Consider the following 15,601-nt stretch of genomic DNA (forward strand, 5'->3'; position numbering starts at 1 on the left):
CTCCGCTAAATGACATAAAAGCTGAGCCAAGGCTGGGATTCCTTTTGGGAAAACCCAGCCTCGGCTCTTAGCACTTTAAGTTAAATAAAATATTCAACTTAAAGTATGGTCTAGTGACTTGCTGCGGCAGGGGCACCCGGTGGACGACCGCCCTCTGCACCTGGCTTGCCAGCACCCGGAGGAGGCCCAGCCATGAATGGCTTAACATCGAACTGGACGTAATCGATGCTTCCACTAAAGGCAAAACCATTCTCTTCGTCGGCATATGCCTTGCTAACAGGAAGGAAGAGGTCTTTACCAACATCCATGCCTTCAGGTCCGAGATTCGCAGAGGTTCCGATTTCGCCTTGACCGACCTGCTTGTCGTCGATGAAGAGTGTGCCGATACCGTTCTTGCGACTCTTTCTGTCGAACACATATTTCACAACGGAATCACCGGTTGGCACATTCGTGTCTGACGAAGCTTTATACATAACGCCATGGCTGTCGTACTCATAGACAAGCTTCTCATCCTTGATGTAGAAGGTATAACCGGCGATGTTGTCACCTAATGCAACCAGAACGCCTTCGTCATTTTTGTCGTCTCTGCTAATCGGAACAGTGATGGTCATGCTTCCTGAGTGAGGAGGAAATCCGCCGATGATGTGTGACATTTCTGGATAATATTTGAAACTGCTCCTAGCGGAGGCTGCATCTTTAGGGATGTAAGCGGCCAGCATTGGCGAAAAGGGTAGCATTGGAATTTCAGCTTCTTTTGTCATTTCAAAAAAGCGAGCCTTCATTTCATCGTGCTTAGCTGGATATTTGGCTGCGACATCGGTGGTTTGGCCCATATCCTCGTTAACATTGTAGAGTTCCCATTGGTCGGAGCTGAAATCCTGTGTCATTGCGACCCAGCCCTGATCATAGATATAGGACTTATTCTGATAGAGAACGAAGGCGTTATCCCTTACTTCGGGTGCTTCGGCGTTGTTAAAGGTGCTCGCAAGGCTGACACCCGTAACCGGAAGCTGCTCGATGCCTTTGTATACGGTTGGTGCTTCAGCATCGATAATATCGAGCATTGTTGCCGAGATATCACTTGAATGCAGGTACTGGGAGCGAACTTTGCCCTTATCGGCGAAGTCGCCTTCAGGCCAGGAGATTAGCAGTGAGGCTCTGATTCCGCCCTCGTATACGTTGCCTTTATATCCTTTGAATGGTGTATTGCCGACCTGCGCCCAGCCTTTCGGATAGAGGCCTGCAACATTAGGCCCGCCAATCTCTTTAAGTTTTGGATAGAGATCTTTAAGTGTTCTCGCTTTTCCGCCTGCCAGCGCCGCTGCAAAACTGTCGGTTCCATCAGGTCCACCGGCATCTGTGGCACCGTTGTCATTGAGCAGAACAATAATGGTGTTGTCGTACTCGCCAACCTTTTTCAGGTAGCTGACCAGTTCACCGATTTTTTCATCTGCTTCGGTAATAAAGCCGGCATAGACTTGCATGAAGCGAACGTAGAGTTCTTTCTCTTCATCGCTAAGGCTATCCCAAGGCCGTATGCCTGGGTCGGAAGCTGGAAGAGCCATGTCGGCAGGGAAGATGCCAAGGGCCTTCATGCGCTCAAATCGCTCTGCTCTGATGACGTCCCAGCCCTTGTCGTAAACCCCATCGTACATATCGACGTATTTCTCGACGACCTGTATAGGAGAGTGGCTGGTTCCGAAGGCAAAATTCATGAAAAAGGGTTTGTCGGGGTAGACCGATGCGTGATCCGCTATGTACATCTTTGCGTGAGCGATCAGGTCGTTGTTGAGAATGTAGTTTTCGTCATCGACTGGAGGCAGCGTCTCATTGCCGTTGATGAGTTGTGGCGTGAACTGATCCGTTTCGCCATCGAGAAATCCGAAGTAGCGATCATAGCCTTTAGCTAAAGGCCAATAGTCGAAAGGGCCAGCAGGAGTGTTGTGAACTTTGGGTGAATTATGATACTTCCCAACGCCATATGTACTGTAACCATTCTCTTTCAGCATCTGCATAATGGTTGCAGCATTGTGGGTTATGCGCCCTTGTAAGTTGGTTCTTTCTGGTGGGCCATTAAAGGCTGCGACGTGACCCATTCCGACTGTGTTACTTTCACGACCGGTTAAGAGGGATGCTCTGGTCGGGGATGATAGCGGCGATACATGGAAATTGTTGTAGCGCAACCCTTGCTCAGCCAACTGGTCGATATTAGGAGTCTTGATTTCAGACCCGAAAGCCCCCCAATCGGAGAAGCCCATATCGTCCAAAATGATATAGACAATATTAGGATCGGTTTGTTTTTGAGTATCAGTCTTCTGATCAGAAGCGGACATGTCTTTCATATTTTCGCCATCTGATTTTTCGGCTGGCGCTGCGTGTGGACCTGCTCCGAGCGGTGAGATTGTTGCCGCAACAGCAAGTGCAGTGCCTACTGCTGTAGGTCTGTTAAATAACTTATTCCACTGACCTCTATCCATGTGTTTCCCTCGTCAAGTGAGTTCCAGTTGACGGGGTGCTGGAACCACCAGAACCATCAGCAATCGGAACGTTTCAAAATCCAGATTTCAATTGATAGCAGACCCCGTTCCGAAAAAGTCACCATGATTACTTACCAATAAGATATTGAACGAAGTTTTTTGTTGCAAGTGCATCAATTTCGAATGAAACTATATGAGTAAATACCGGCAAGATCATTAGAAATTTGGACATTTATTGATCTGGGAACTGATCGTTAAAAAAATAAAATCTTTTCGGCATTTTTCGTCACATTGCTGGAATGTTGTTAGGGGTTAAGGGGGGAGGGGTAGTGAAGATCTCAGCCACTTCTTTTAGTGAGTTCTTAATGGTGGCAAAATGTATCACGAGATACGCCCGTGACTTTATCAATCTAATGAACATTCTTCCCCGAAATAAAGATATGTTTTTCAGCCAAGCAGCTGTTAATAATAAAATCCCACGTGAGTTTGAGATCTTTAAATTGATGCAAATCTTTACTGGTTGATATCCAAAGCTCTCTATCAAGTTGCTGGCTAGGAATTACGCTACTCAAAGTCGTCTCATCATAAGCGACAAAGTGAGGGAGAATGCCTAGACCTAACCCAGTCTTTATCGCCTGACATTGCGTGTGTATTGTCGTTGTTTTATATACAAACTGGAGACCTGGCGAGATTTCGTTTTGGTACTTTAATAGACTTGAAAACACTTGATCTTCTATATAGCCAATGAAGGGGTGTTCGATTAACTGCGAACGTTGTGTAATGGGTAGACGGGTGGCGAGGTAGTCTTGGCTGGCGAAAATACCGAGGGTGTAGTCCGTTAATTTCTTTTGAATAATATTGCTCCCTTTTTGCGGACCAATAGTGATGCTGATATCGACCTCTCCACTTGTCATGACAGTGAAACCGGCAAGCGAGACTAACTCTATGTCGATATTTTTGTCTCTTACCCACTGTGGAAGCCGAGAGGCGAGATAGTAATTACTAAAGCCTTCGGTGACGCCAATACGTATCTTTGAACGAATATTCTGACGGCTTCGATAATTCTCATTCGCGAGTCGCAGTGTTCTTTCGCACTCTTCGGCGTAAGGTAATAAATTTTCTCCTGCCTTCGTTAAATGAAACCCTCTACTGTTTTTAAAAAATAACTTGGTTTCAATGGCAAGCTCAAGTTGTTCAATACGGTTGGCGATGGTGACGTGCGTGCATCCCAATTTTTTTGCGGCAACGGAAAGACGTCCATAGCGTTTTAGCGCTAAGAAATACTTCAAGTCGTTCCAGTTGATATTGAGCAGATCAGGGGGCGTATTCACATTATTTGATTCCGATGAGGCGTTGGACAGAGATCTTCATGGTCTTATTTCATACTAAAATTTATAACATGTAAGCGATTTTAATGTAAATTTTTTTTCAGTTACTGTAAGAAAACTGCTATTGCCTTTGGTCTGAGCGACGTTTAGTTTGGTATTAAGCATACGGATTCTTGCTGTGTATAGGAATACATCACCTGTCCCATACGATGTGATTTATGTTCTCAAGTTAGAGAGCAATAAATTGACATGGGAAGAGTCGAGACTTACATGTAACTATAAGGAAATTATGATGAAAAAACGTTTATCAATGGCTATAGCCCTTTTATTGAGCGGCGCTGCGTCAGCGGCAGATTTTAACTTTACATTTGCCCATGTCCTTATTGATGAAACCCCAAATGGTCAGGCAGCGATTGCTTTTGCCAAAGAGGTCAATGAAAAATCAGACGGACGCATTTCAGTGACAGTACTTCCTGCAGCTCAGCTTGGTGGTGATGTAGAAATTATTGAACAATTGCAAATGAATATGGTTCAAATCGCCATCCCGCCAACGGCTACCTTAGGTAATTTTGAACCTCGTGTTCAGATTTTAGACCTGCCTTTCTTATTACCTTCTGAAGATAAAATGAAAAAAGTGCTCGATGGTCCAGCGGGTCGTAAGATCTTGGATACGTTAGACGGTCACGGCATGCATGCGGTCAATTTTTGGGGAGCAGGCTTTCGCCACATGACGAATAACGTTCGCCCAATCGAAACACCGGAAGACTTGAAAGGGATTAAAATGCGAACGATGCAATCCCCGATTCTATTGAGTACTTATCGAAATTTAGAAGCTAACCCAACGGCGATGGCCTATACCGAAGTTTATAATGGGCTTCAGCAGAACGTGATTGAAGGACAAGAAAACCCGATTGCCAATATCACGAGTAAGCGTTTTTATGAAGTTCAAAAATTCATGACGTTAACCGCAAATGCTTACCATGGCTATGCCGCTATCGTGAACAAGGATGCTTGGGATTCGCTACCTGAGGATTTACAACTTGTGATGACCAACGCGTTTAATCACGGCCGAGACGTTTCGCGTAAATTAACCAATGAATTGGAAAGTGCCGCTCTAGAAACGATCAAAGAAAGTACTCAAGTGACAGAGTTATCTTCTGAACAGATCGACGCCTTTATTGAGGCAAGTAAACCAGTACATGAAGAATTTCGTGACACGCTTACTTCCGACCTTCTAGACCTGGTTTATGCTGAATTAGATAGCGAATAATGGAAAAACGGTATCTTTGTGCAATGTAAGCAAAGGTACCATTTTCTAGTCATTTCGAAGTACGACTAAAAAGAGACAAGCATGTTTGAACGAGTAAATCGCATTGTAGATAAGGTTGAAGGTTTTGCTATCGCGGGTATTTTAGCGCTGGCGACGATTTTGACTTTTATTCAGGTCGTATTTCGTTATGGTCTCAATGATTCCATTTTTTGGGCAGAAGAGGCCATCTTATACCTCATTATCTCGATGACTTTTTTGTCAACCAGCTTAGGCATTCGCCGTGGTACTCATATTACGGTCGATGTGGTAAAAGTTCTTGTTAGTCAGACTTATTTGCCAATATTTAAAGCGATCTCGGCGACTCTAGGGTTGGCATTCGCGGCAGCTCTGTTGTATTACGGCGGCAATCTTTTCTATGCCACGTTAATGAGAGGGCAGCTTTCTCCCGCGCTTAGACTTCCTGTGGCTTCGATTTACGCATTTATTCCGATTACTGCATCGCTTCAAATGTATCGCTATAGCGAGCTTATATATTCGGCTTATAAAGAGCACATGCAACGAAAGTAAGTTGTGTTTCTACAACGATGAACGATTACTTTTCTTTTTAGTATAAGGCCTCTCATGATCGCATTCTTACTCCCAATTTTTATCGTATTGTTGTTATTAGGCTTGCCTATTTATGGCTCACTTGCCTTTTCGGTGGTTGGGGCTCTTGGTTTAGCTGGACCGATGGATCCGACTATCGTCCCAATGAGGATGTTTTCGGGCATCAATAATTTTTCTTTGATGGCGATTCCTTTTTTCATTCTTGCGGCGGAATTAATGCGTGTTGGTGGTTTGTCTACTCGGCTCATTCGCCTTGCTCAAGTTTTGATTGGTTGGTTGCCCGGCGGTTTAGCGTCTGCGGCGGTATTATCGTGCTTATTTTTTGGTTCAATTTCAGGTTCGAGCCCTGCGACTGTGGTTGCGATTGGTAGCATTATGTTTCCTGCTTTAGTGGAGGCGGGTTACAGCAAACGCTTTTCGATTGGTTTGCTGACAACCGCCGGTACATTGGGGCCAATCGTGCCGCCAAGTATCGCATTGATCATTTATGGTTCGGTGACTGCAACAAGTGTTGGTCAGCTCTTTGCGGCAGGTATTCTTCCAGCGTTGCTGTTAGGAAGTATGTTGATCGCGTATTGCGTGGTTCATGCAAAACGGAAGCAGTATGTGGGCAGTGAGTTCCCAAGCCTCAAAGAAGTGGTAGAAGCATTTAAGGGCTCGGCATGGGGCTTAGGTTTACCCGTAATCTTGTTAGGTGGCATCTATAGTGGGGTGTTTACCGCAACCGAATCAGCTTCCGTGGCTTGTGTCTATGGTCTGTTTGTTGGAATGGTGGTTTACAAGCAGATTACCCCTAAAGATGTTTGGAAAATTTTAGAAAACACCGGACTTACGTCTGGCTCACTATTGTTGATTACTGCGGGCGCCTCGGCATTTTCTTGGTTATTGACGATAACCGGTACTCCTACTGCTATTGCAAATAGCGTACTTTCATTGAGCGATTCTACGTTTGCGATAACCGCATTACTTAATATTGTCATGTTAATTGCCGGATTTTTTCTTGATAGCTCATCGGCCATTATCGTACTGGCGCCATTAATGACACCGATTGCTTCCGAAGTTGGGTTAGATCCTGTCCATTTCGGAATTATTAACCTCGTCAATTATTCTGTTGGAATGATCACACCACCTGTTGGGCTAAATCTCTTCGTTGCCGTCACTATTTCACAGATGAAGTTAGCCGATATTTTCAAGGGATGTATACCGTTTCTTCTTATTATGCTCGTTGGTCTAATGATCATTACTTATTGCCCATGGATTAGCTTGGCGATACCGGATCTGCTGTTTAAATAATGGTGGATGATTTAAATAGCGATTATTAAACCTCCTATTACTTGAGTTATGTCTAGATGTTATCCAGAAAGGAAAAGGCTTACGATGTTTCTTGCTGTCTGGAGTAAGGCATTGATATTAAATATTATCTTTTTGATTAAGGATTGAAATGAAACAAAGACAAGCATTGAAAGTCGGCATTATTGGTTTAGGTGCAGTTGGGCAAACGGTCGCGAGTTGCATCGAAAATGGCGATGCAGGCAATGCAACCTTAGTCTCGCTGTTGTGCCGAGATAAGCAGAAAAATCTCGCGAGAAATGGGCATCAATCGGATCATTTCAAATCAATCATTACTGAGAGTCGCGAGCATTTTTTTGCCCAACAACCCGATATTGTCGTTGAAGCTGCCGGGCAGGGAACACTGAATAGTGATGGTATTGATGTGTTGCAAAGAGGTATCGACCTTGTTGTGTCGAGCATTGGACTTTTTACAAACGATAAACTACTACGAGATTTTATCGATGCTGCAGATCAGTCTGGATCCAAAATATTATTATCTTCTGGTGCGCTTCCCGGTGTCGATTGGATGTCGGCGGCTTCGCTAGCGGATGTCGAACAGGTATCAATCTCACAGATAAAACCGACGTTGTCTTGGCAAGGTACACACGCAGAAGAGTTGGTTGACTTGAAAAATATCACCGATACAACCTGCTTTTTTAAAGGAACCGCTCGTGAGGCCGCTCATCTTTTTCCCAAAAGCAGTAACATCACCGCGATGCTTGCCCTCGCGACCGCTGGACTCGATAGTACCAATGTCGAGTTACATGCCGATCCTGTGAGTTCAACAATGAAAACTCGTGTTGAATTTAATAGCACTGTCGGAAATTTGAATATTGATTGGCAAGGTGTACCATCGGAGTTAAACCCAAGTACCAGTGCAGATGTTCCACTTGCCATCGTAAAAGCAATTAGAAATCTTACATCACCTGTTATATATGGGGTGTAGTGGGCTGAGGTTTCTATTTGTACGGCAGACTCGATGCTACAGTGAATTTTCTCTTTCTAGCATCATCGCTCGATTTGATGTAACGCCCATAATTGCGACATATGACGCTTGATAGTGCGACATATGGCGTGTATATTGTAGGAGTGTAAACATGAGGGTGAAATTATGTACTCAACAGCTTATCAATCGCTTGGCGGCAAGAAATCGGATATGAGCAATGTGGCGCAAAGCCTCGCTATGATTCGTAATGGCTTGCCCGTCTCGGTATTGGATAATGGGACAGAGCAATTAGGCGTAACCAAGCAGGAGTATGCGTTACTCATTGGTGAGAACCTACGTAATATTCAACGCAAAACTAAAGCCAATGGAAAACTTAGCTCCGCATCGAGTGAGCATGTTCTGATGCTTGCTGAGTTGGTCAACCAATGCGACAAGTACTTTGGTGATACTGAGAAACGTAAACGCTGGTTTCAACGCCCGAATGTCAGTTTGGGCAACGTAACGCCGATCTCTATTTGTGATACGGTAACGGGCATAAAATTAGTGAGTGAGACGATTACAAAACTCACCTATGGGTTTTCTGCGTAATGGAGTTGTATCGGCTATCCGTGGCTGACTTCGCTGATTTAGAGGGGGTTGGTGGACTCTATACTGCGGGTCGGTGGCATGATAGAGGCATGTTGGCATGTTATACGGTTTTTTCTCGATCTCTCGCTGCCTTAGAACGGCTCGTGCATGAATCTATGGACGAAATGCCAAAATTAGTTATGCTGACGATCTGGGTGCCAGATGATATTAAGATCCAACGCTTGATTACTGAAGAATTACCAAAAGGGTGGGACAGTTTACCCGACAGCGGCATTGCACGAGTGGTGAGTCAATCCTTTTACGACGAGAGAGAATCACTGTTACTGCAGGTACCGAGTGCCGTCATTCACGATGAATTTAACTGCATCATCAACCCAAGGCATAAAGATTTTCACCGAATTAAAATTGTAGATAAACGCCCCTATTATTACGATGTACGCTTACAGAAAATGATTCGATAAAGTCACTCTTTTTAGTTGCTTTCCACACATCAATATTACGGTATCACTGGATTAGCGAGCTGTAAAAAGTGCTTATTTAGTAAAGTCGACATATCCTCGCTACATTCAAAATCCTATCAGAATTGCTGGTTTTTTACTCTACCTCTCAATATATTTATCATTTCTTGCGCTTCTTAAGAGTTTCTTAAGTTTCACGTCTTATTGTGTTGATATCAAATCACACAAAGGAGACGCCATGACGGCTCGTAGACGAACCTCTCTGAATAACGTTACGTTGGATATTATTCATCCAACTCATCCACTGCGAAAGAGAGTGATTGAGCATGTTTCTCGCCGTTATCAGGATGCTTTCTTTGCTGAACTCAAGCAGTTTATGCCAGCTTATCTAACGCTGATGGACAACAATAATATTGTCTCAGTGTGCGGTATCCGCATCGCCGAGGATGAGCCTTTATACCTTGAGCAATACCTAGATGATGATGCCGATAAAGTGATCTCATCGATGCTTGATTGCGAGGTTAGTCGCTCAAGTTTGGTGGAATTTGGTCATCTAGCCTCGTTTGCTAACGGTATGTCGTCACTTCACTTTTACCTTATGGCGAAGACGTTAGTTGAGTTTGGGTTTGAATGGTGCATTTTCACCGCCACAGACCCGTTACACGCAATGATGGTACGACTGGGTTTAGAGCCTCAAGTTATCGTACATGCAGATCAACAAAAAATTCCTAATGCACATTCTACTTGGGGATCTTATTACGAGCACCAGCCTCGAGTATTGGCTGGCAATCTCCGTAAAGGACTTGAACGCCTTCAATGTATTCACGAACGAAAAACCAAGCAAGCATAGGTGGTATATGACAATTCTTCTCGACACCATAGTTAAGTGGGCGACAACTAAACCAGACGGAATTGCTTTGGTTGGGATGAATGAAGCGGATCAACAGATTCAACTAACTTACTCAGAACTGAAAAATAAAATGGAATCTGTCGCGACAGAGCTGATTGCACAAGACATAAAGGCTCTCGCGTTGCGATCTGAAAACAGCTTAAATTGGGCGATAATCGATCTCGCTGCAATGACGGCCAATATTGTGGTTGTCCCGATTCCAACATTCTTCTCTGATGCTCAAGTTGAACACACTATTATAGAATCAGGTGTCGATGCATTGATTGGTGATTGGCAAAAGTTATCCGTCTCAAGTCATGTTGAACTCCGTGCAAGTATAGAAGCCAATACGACGATCGCTGGGCAATCGTTATGGCGCAGAAAATCAGTAGGGCAACAACACTATCTGAAAGGCACGGGTAAAATTACCTTCACTTCTGGTTCGACCGGACGGCCCAAGGGAGTGTGTTTGAGTAATGATCATCTTTGTTTGGTTGCAAACTCACTTGCCCACCGTATTAACCATCTCGCTCAATCGCATTTGGTGTTACTCCCTTTGTCCACCTTATTGGAAAATATCACCGGTATTTATGTGCCGCTAATCTTGGGAGTAACGTCTTATATTTTTCCTGGCCGATACACTGGACTTCAAGGCTCAAGCCAATTTAAACCAAATCTATTTTCTGAAATTTTAGCGAGTGTTAAACCAGAAAGCTTAGTGTTAACGCCTGGGTTACTGCTTGCGCTTATTCAACTCGTCAAACAAACCCCTTCACTCGCTGAATCCCTCAAGTTTGTTGCGGTTGGTGGTGCTCGGGTTTCCGCGCAACTGATTGATTCTGCATATGCGCTGAATATTCCCGCATATGAAGGTTATGGGTTATCAGAATGTGGCTCTGTTGTGTGTTTGAATACACCTTCTGACTCTAGATCGGGGACGTGCGGAAAGCCTTTGCCTCACACCCAAATCCGTATCGCTGAGGATGGTGAACTATTGGTAAAAGGAAACGTTGCGCTGGGGTATCTAAATGATCCATTCACTCAAGAGTGGCTCGCAACTGGCGACTTAGCTCAAATCGATGAGCAAGGCTACGTTACGCTATCTGGTCGTAAAAAAAACCTGATTGTTACCGCTTTTGGCCGCAACGTTTCACCAGAGTGGGTTGAGTCAGAAGCGATGATATTGATGCCAAACGTTCCGTTCATTATTACTGGAAATGACCAGCATGCATTATGTGCAGTCATAGAGAATAACAATAATGTTGAACACAAAGTCTCGGCACTAAATGACAGACTGCCCGATTATGCACAAATGCAAACCCTATTCATGCTCGAAAAACCACTTGCGATCTCGAGTTGGTACACCGAGAACGGAAAAATTAAACGAAATGAAATCGAGGTCTGTGTTGCTCAATGGCTTCAAGACACAACATCCGAATTAATGCTGGAAGGACAAAAGATAGAAAGAATTAACGTCACTTCTCAACATATTATTGCTTATTAAGGAACAGGTTATGACACTATTTTTTGAACAGCTCAAACAAGCCACCTTCACCACTCAACAGGCAATGTTAGAAGCGCCTGTTATTACCGAGGTTCAACAAGGCAATATTTCGAAAGAAATGTACATAGCCTTTCTTACTCAAGCCTATCATCACGTTAACCATACGGTTCCTTTATTGATGGCGTGTGGTGGTCGTTTGTCTGGTGAATATGAATGGGTACGTGAGGCTATCGCTGAATATATTGATGAAGAAAAAGGTCATCAAGAATGGATTCTGAACGACATTGAAGCCTGCGGTGGTAGTGCCGAATCGGTACGTCAAAACCATGATGAAGGCCAGGTTGGGCAAGCCATTGAACTTATGGTTTCTTATCTTTACAACGCCATTGATAGACATAACCCATTAGCATTATTTGGAATGGTTTGGGTATTGGAAGGGACAAGCGTTGGGATTGGAGGTCAGATGGCTGATAAAATTCAAACGGTATTGAACTTACCACCTTCAGCGATGACGTATCTCATTTCTCATAGTGTTTTAGATCAGGAACATTTGCAGTTTTTTGAGTCTCTTATGAACAAAATAACCAAAGACGAAGACAAACAAGTCATCATCGATTCCGCCAATATGGTGTTTTCGTTATATGGACAGATGCTGCGTTCACTTCCAAGTCAACAAGAGGTGAAATAAGTCATGAAGATAGAGAATAGTACCATTTTACTGACTGGCGCGACTGGCGGAATAGGGCAGGCTATCGCACTTGAGTTGGCCAATAGTGGCGCACATCTTATCCTTGTGGGACGAAACCAAGAAAAACTTCAAAGCTTAAAAGCCTCGCTCCCATACCAGGATAAGCATGAGATCTTGGTTGCCGATATGATGTTGTCAGATGGGTTAACCTCGATCAATGAGCGAGCAACGCAAAACAAACATGTCGCGGCTTTGATTAATAATGCAGGCAGCAATGACTTCTCACTATTAAGCCATAAAAGCCAAGCTCAGATTGCCGATGATATTCAACTTAACCTTGTTGCTCCAATGTTGCTGTGTCAATCCGCACTAACTTGGCTAACTCGCCCCGGTATTATCCTAAATATTGGCTCAACGTTTGGCTCTATTGGATACCCAGGTTACACCTCGTATTGCGCTGCCAAAGCGGGTCTGCATCGCTTTACAGAATCCTTGGACCGAGAGCTCTTCACTACGGGGATTCGAGCTCAGTATTTAGCGCCGAGAGCGACGGAAACATCACTCAACAGTGATGCGGTTAATCAAATGAATCAGCAACTCGGTAACAAAACCGATTCACCAAAAATAGTCGCACAGCACGTTGTGAATATGCTGGAACAAGAACTTTCAGCGAAGTGGATAGGCTGGCCAGAAAAGTGGTATGCACGAGTCAATCAAATACTTCCTAGTGTTGTTTCTTCAGCGATTAAAAAACAGCATGAAACCATTCATCAATATGTGAATAAATTCAGTCATAAATAAAGGTAACGATGATGAAAACTAAGCAACTACTTTGTAGGTTAACGGTATCTCTGACACTTGCTTCAACGCCAGTGTTGGCGGTCAACCGGTCCGTTCATGATATTCAAACAAAATGGGCTGAATGTCAGTACGACACAACAGATGCTGATGAACGAGAACAATGTCTTCAGTTCACTATTGAAAAAACCAAGGCGTATTTGGTGGGTAATCCGGAAAACCCAGATTTGATGATCTGGCTCGCGATTAATAAAGCTTCTCTTGCTGGAACGGTCGGTGGTTTAGGAGGGTTATCTTTGGTCAAAGAAGCGAAAGCGATACTCGAAGATGCCATTGAAATTTCACCTACTGCTCTTAGCGGTTCCGCCTATACCAGTTTGGGATCTCTATATTACAAAGTCCCAGGGTGGCCAGTCGGTTTTGGTGATGATAAGAAAGCTGAAGAAATGTTGAAAAAAGCGTTGGAGATCAATCCAAATGGTATTGATTCCAACTATTTTTATGGTGACTTCCTTGCAGAAGATGGCCAAGATGAGGAAGCGAAAATATATCTTAACCGTGCCATGCAAGCATCGCCAAGACCTAATCGTGCGTTAGCTGATTCGGGTAGGAGACAAGAAATTGAAGCTGCACTTGGGAGATTAAATTAATCTATGCGTTTATTGCTCGTAGAAGATGACAAATTACTTGGTAAATCGATGGTGACTTCACTCAGTCGCCATGGGTATACCGTTGATTGGGTTGAAAAAGGTGCAGGTGTTGCGACGGCGTTAAAAACCGACGATTTTACAGCCGTGGTTTTGGATCTAACTCTACCCGATATCGATGGATTAGAGGTATTGCGTAATATTCGGCGTGGCGGTTTTAAACTTCCCGTTATGATACTCACGGCGAGGGATGATATTCATGACCGGGTTCAAGGACTCGACGGTGGCGCTGACGACTATATCGGCAAGCCGTTTGCGTTAGAAGAATTGCTTGCTCGATTGAGGGTATTAATTCGTCGTCAGTCAGGTAGTGCGGATGAAATCATTCAAGTTGGTCTTTTGTCTTTGTCATTGTCAGAACAAATTATCCGATATAACGACTCTCCACTAAAGCTCACACGTAATGAATTTAAGATATTAGCATGTTTAATCACAAATGCGGGGCGAGTACAAAGTAAAGAACAACTCCAGCAGTCAATGCATGGCTGGGATGAAGGCTCAAGTGATAATGCGATTGAAGTACATATTCATAATGTACGAAAAAAAGCACCAGACGTTATCATTAAAAACCTTCGTGGTGTGGGGTATATTCTTGAAAAATAAAAAGATGTATTCAATTAAGCGACAATTAACTCTCTCCGTGGGACTGTTAGTGAGTGTTCTGTTGCTTATTTCCTTGTATTTCAGTTTCCAATCTGCAAAACACGAAGTTGAAGAGGTTTACGATGCTAGACTGGGACAATCCGCCAAGTTGATGCTCCTAACCCTTTCTATTTCAAGTGAAGAGAACGTAATTGCACAACGTCGCCAGTTATTCGACCAATGGATGCAGAGCATTGAAACGTTAGCCGAGGAAGATGATGACAAAGAGACTCAATTCGGGCATCCGTATGAACAAAATTTAATATTTCAATTTTACCGTGACAATCATCTAGTTTGGAGCTCGGCACCAGAATTGGATGCACTTTCATCGTCATTCAAAAATAATGGATATGCCAACGCGGATAAAAATGGGGAGCAATGGCGAACTTTTCAACTCTCTTTATCTAACACTGTGAGCCAAAATGAGTTTGTAGTTGCAGCAGAAAAACAAGAAATTCGACAAGAGATTATCAACGAAATAGCACTCTCAACATTGGTAGAACAAATTTTAATTGTGCCGACGCTTTTAATACTGCTGTTTTGGTTAATCGATAAATATTTTCGCCCTATCAATGAACTTCGCACAGCTATCACACAGAGAAATGTACATTGCTTGGATAGGGTTCACGTGAAAGAGAGTACTGCAGAATTAGACCCGTTAGTGGATGCATTAAACCTATTATTTTCGAAACTTGAGCTCGCATGGCAACGTGAGAAACGCTTTACTCGAGCTGCCGCTCACGAGTTAAAAACCCCATTAACCATACTGCGTTTGAACGTTGAAAATGCTCTCGAAAGCAATGATCCGGACCAATTGCGCAGTGATTTTCAAAATATACTTCAAGGAATAGAACGAACCGATCGCCTTATTCATCAACTGCTGACATTAGCAAAAGTGGATAACCCTTCAGAGCGTATTTTTGAGAACGTAGAACTCACTCCTCTTTTGCAAAATGTGATTGCTGATTTGGCACCGTTAGCGTTGAAACAAAACCAAGATATTAGCCTTTCTGGTTGCCAAGTCGGTGTCTCGGGTGATCAGATGCTATTAGAGGTTCTATTTAGAAACCTCGTCGATAATGCGATTCGATATTCTGGTGCTCAAAGTGACATTCAGGTACATGTTTCACAAAACAAAAGTTCAGTGAATGTATTGATTTCTGATACAGGGCAAGCAATACCGAAAGAGGCACTTGAAAGGATTTTTGAGCATTTCTGTCGTGGCAGTACTGAAGGTGATGGTGCTGGCTTGGGAATGTCTATCTGTAAGGACATAGCAACACGACATAATGCAACGATAGAAGCTATTCCACGAGAAAATGATCGAAATAGATTTCTTGTGACGTTTCCAATATACAATTGAGCCAC

Annotated in this window: 16 protein-coding genes; 14 read left to right on the forward strand and 2 right to left on the reverse strand. The window is 43.6% G+C overall.

Translation table 11 applies throughout. The features are described 5' to 3' along the window. Positions 1 to 110: 110 nt before the first annotated feature. Positions 111 to 2,342 (reverse strand): arylsulfatase, encoded by a 2,232-nt coding sequence (locus tag ACXJY6_RS07025; RefSeq protein WP_458767827.1) that lies wholly within the window; start codon positions 2,340 to 2,342, stop codon positions 111 to 113. On the opposite strand from ACXJY6_RS07025, the gene ACXJY6_RS07030 reads away from it, so the two are divergent. Continuing rightward, a complete protein-coding gene (locus tag ACXJY6_RS07030) occupies positions 2,332 to 2,466 on the forward strand; it encodes a hypothetical protein (protein ID WP_456049441.1) in 135 nt (44 codons plus the stop codon). The genes ACXJY6_RS07025 and ACXJY6_RS07030 overlap by 11 nt on opposite strands. A gap of 421 nt (positions 2,467 to 2,887) precedes the next feature. Here ACXJY6_RS07030 and ACXJY6_RS07035 read toward each other — a convergent pair whose 3' ends face one another. Next, complete coding sequence (locus ACXJY6_RS07035; protein WP_458767828.1) at positions 2,888 to 3,808, reverse strand: LysR family transcriptional regulator; 921 nt, start codon at positions 3,806 to 3,808, stop codon at positions 2,888 to 2,890. 286 nt (positions 3,809 to 4,094) lie between these two features. On the opposite strand from ACXJY6_RS07035, the gene ACXJY6_RS07040 reads away from it, so the two are divergent. From ACXJY6_RS07040 to ACXJY6_RS07100, 13 genes are all read left to right on the forward strand, one after another. After that, the gene (locus ACXJY6_RS07040) at positions 4,095 to 5,075 is read left to right on the forward strand and encodes a TRAP transporter substrate-binding protein (RefSeq protein ID WP_458767829.1); all 981 of its coding nucleotides are present in this window, start codon (positions 4,095 to 4,097) and stop codon (positions 5,073 to 5,075) included. Between the two features lie 81 nt (positions 5,076 to 5,156). Continuing rightward, the gene (locus ACXJY6_RS07045; protein ID WP_458767830.1) at positions 5,157 to 5,642 is read left to right on the forward strand and encodes a TRAP transporter small permease; all 486 of its coding nucleotides are present in this window, start codon (positions 5,157 to 5,159) and stop codon (positions 5,640 to 5,642) included. Between the two features lie 54 nt (positions 5,643 to 5,696). After that, positions 5,697 to 6,974: a TRAP transporter large permease gene (locus ACXJY6_RS07050; RefSeq protein ID WP_458767831.1), complete on the forward strand. Its 1,278-nt coding sequence runs from the start codon at positions 5,697 to 5,699 to the stop codon at positions 6,972 to 6,974. Between the two features lie 148 nt (positions 6,975 to 7,122). Beyond that, positions 7,123 to 7,959 carry an aspartate dehydrogenase gene (locus ACXJY6_RS07055; RefSeq protein ID WP_458767832.1) on the forward strand — a complete coding sequence of 279 codons (837 nt, stop codon included), beginning with the start codon at positions 7,123 to 7,125 and terminating at the stop codon, positions 7,957 to 7,959. A gap of 165 nt (positions 7,960 to 8,124) precedes the next feature. Further along, a complete protein-coding gene (parS, locus tag ACXJY6_RS07060) occupies positions 8,125 to 8,547 on the forward strand; it encodes an Xre family toxin-antitoxin system antitoxin (RefSeq protein ID WP_458767833.1) in 423 nt (140 codons plus the stop codon). Next, the gene (locus ACXJY6_RS07065) at positions 8,547 to 9,008 is read left to right on the forward strand and encodes an RES family NAD+ phosphorylase (protein WP_458767834.1); all 462 of its coding nucleotides are present in this window, start codon (positions 8,547 to 8,549) and stop codon (positions 9,006 to 9,008) included. The genes parS and ACXJY6_RS07065 overlap by 1 nt, the downstream gene beginning before the upstream one ends. 235 nt (positions 9,009 to 9,243) lie before the next feature. Beyond that, entirely contained in the window at positions 9,244 to 9,855 is a 612-nt protein-coding gene (locus ACXJY6_RS07070) for a thermostable hemolysin (RefSeq protein WP_458767835.1), read from the forward strand. Between the two features lie 7 nt (positions 9,856 to 9,862). Continuing rightward, complete coding sequence (locus tag ACXJY6_RS07075) at positions 9,863 to 11,398, forward strand: AMP-binding protein (protein ID WP_458767836.1); 1,536 nt, start codon at positions 9,863 to 9,865, stop codon at positions 11,396 to 11,398. A 10-nt stretch (positions 11,399 to 11,408) separates the two neighbouring features. Further along, complete coding sequence (locus ACXJY6_RS07080; RefSeq protein ID WP_458767837.1) at positions 11,409 to 12,086, forward strand: iron-containing redox enzyme family protein; 678 nt, start codon at positions 11,409 to 11,411, stop codon at positions 12,084 to 12,086. A 3-nt stretch (positions 12,087 to 12,089) separates the two neighbouring features. Continuing rightward, positions 12,090 to 12,887, forward strand: coding sequence for an SDR family oxidoreductase (locus ACXJY6_RS07085; protein ID WP_458767838.1), 798 nt, complete (start codon positions 12,090 to 12,092; stop codon positions 12,885 to 12,887). An 11-nt stretch (positions 12,888 to 12,898) separates the two neighbouring features. Then, positions 12,899 to 13,534 (forward strand): tetratricopeptide repeat protein, encoded by a 636-nt coding sequence (locus ACXJY6_RS07090; protein WP_458767839.1) that lies wholly within the window; start codon positions 12,899 to 12,901, stop codon positions 13,532 to 13,534. 3 nt (positions 13,535 to 13,537) lie between these two features. Continuing rightward, positions 13,538 to 14,194: a response regulator gene (locus tag ACXJY6_RS07095; protein ID WP_458767841.1), complete on the forward strand. Its 657-nt coding sequence runs from the start codon at positions 13,538 to 13,540 to the stop codon at positions 14,192 to 14,194. After that, positions 14,184 to 15,596, forward strand: a complete 1,413-nt coding sequence (locus tag ACXJY6_RS07100; RefSeq protein ID WP_458767842.1) for a sensor histidine kinase — start codon at positions 14,184 to 14,186, stop codon at positions 15,594 to 15,596. The genes ACXJY6_RS07095 and ACXJY6_RS07100 overlap by 11 nt, the downstream gene beginning before the upstream one ends. Positions 15,597 to 15,601: the final 5 nt, after the last annotated feature.

The organism is Vibrio phycocola (assembly GCF_054404255.1).

Bases quoted from the DNA above. Each gene is read 5' to 3' on its own strand.
- ACXJY6_RS07030 (WP_456049441.1), top strand. From the start codon at position 2,332: ATGTCTTTCATATTTTCGCCATCTGATTTTTCGGCTGGCGCTGCGTGT.
- ACXJY6_RS07025 (WP_458767827.1), bottom strand. From the start codon at position 2,342: ATGAAAGACATGTCCGCTTCTGATCAGAAGACTGATACTCAAAAACAA.
- ACXJY6_RS07040 (WP_458767829.1), top strand. From the start codon at position 4,095: ATGATGAAAAAACGTTTATCAATGGCTATAGCCCTTTTATTGAGCGGC.
- ACXJY6_RS07045 (WP_458767830.1), top strand. From the start codon at position 5,157: ATGTTTGAACGAGTAAATCGCATTGTAGATAAGGTTGAAGGTTTTGCT.
- ACXJY6_RS07050 (WP_458767831.1), top strand. From the start codon at position 5,697: ATGATCGCATTCTTACTCCCAATTTTTATCGTATTGTTGTTATTAGGC.
- ACXJY6_RS07055 (WP_458767832.1), top strand. From the start codon at position 7,123: ATGAAACAAAGACAAGCATTGAAAGTCGGCATTATTGGTTTAGGTGCA.
- parS (WP_458767833.1), top strand. From the start codon at position 8,125: ATGTACTCAACAGCTTATCAATCGCTTGGCGGCAAGAAATCGGATATG.
- ACXJY6_RS07065 (WP_458767834.1), top strand. From the start codon at position 8,547: ATGGAGTTGTATCGGCTATCCGTGGCTGACTTCGCTGATTTAGAGGGG.
- ACXJY6_RS07070 (WP_458767835.1), top strand. From the start codon at position 9,244: ATGACGGCTCGTAGACGAACCTCTCTGAATAACGTTACGTTGGATATT.
- ACXJY6_RS07075 (WP_458767836.1), top strand. From the start codon at position 9,863: ATGACAATTCTTCTCGACACCATAGTTAAGTGGGCGACAACTAAACCA.
- ACXJY6_RS07080 (WP_458767837.1), top strand. From the start codon at position 11,409: ATGACACTATTTTTTGAACAGCTCAAACAAGCCACCTTCACCACTCAA.
- ACXJY6_RS07085 (WP_458767838.1), top strand. From the start codon at position 12,090: ATGAAGATAGAGAATAGTACCATTTTACTGACTGGCGCGACTGGCGGA.
- ACXJY6_RS07090 (WP_458767839.1), top strand. From the start codon at position 12,899: ATGAAAACTAAGCAACTACTTTGTAGGTTAACGGTATCTCTGACACTT.
- ACXJY6_RS07095 (WP_458767841.1), top strand. From the start codon at position 13,538: ATGCGTTTATTGCTCGTAGAAGATGACAAATTACTTGGTAAATCGATG.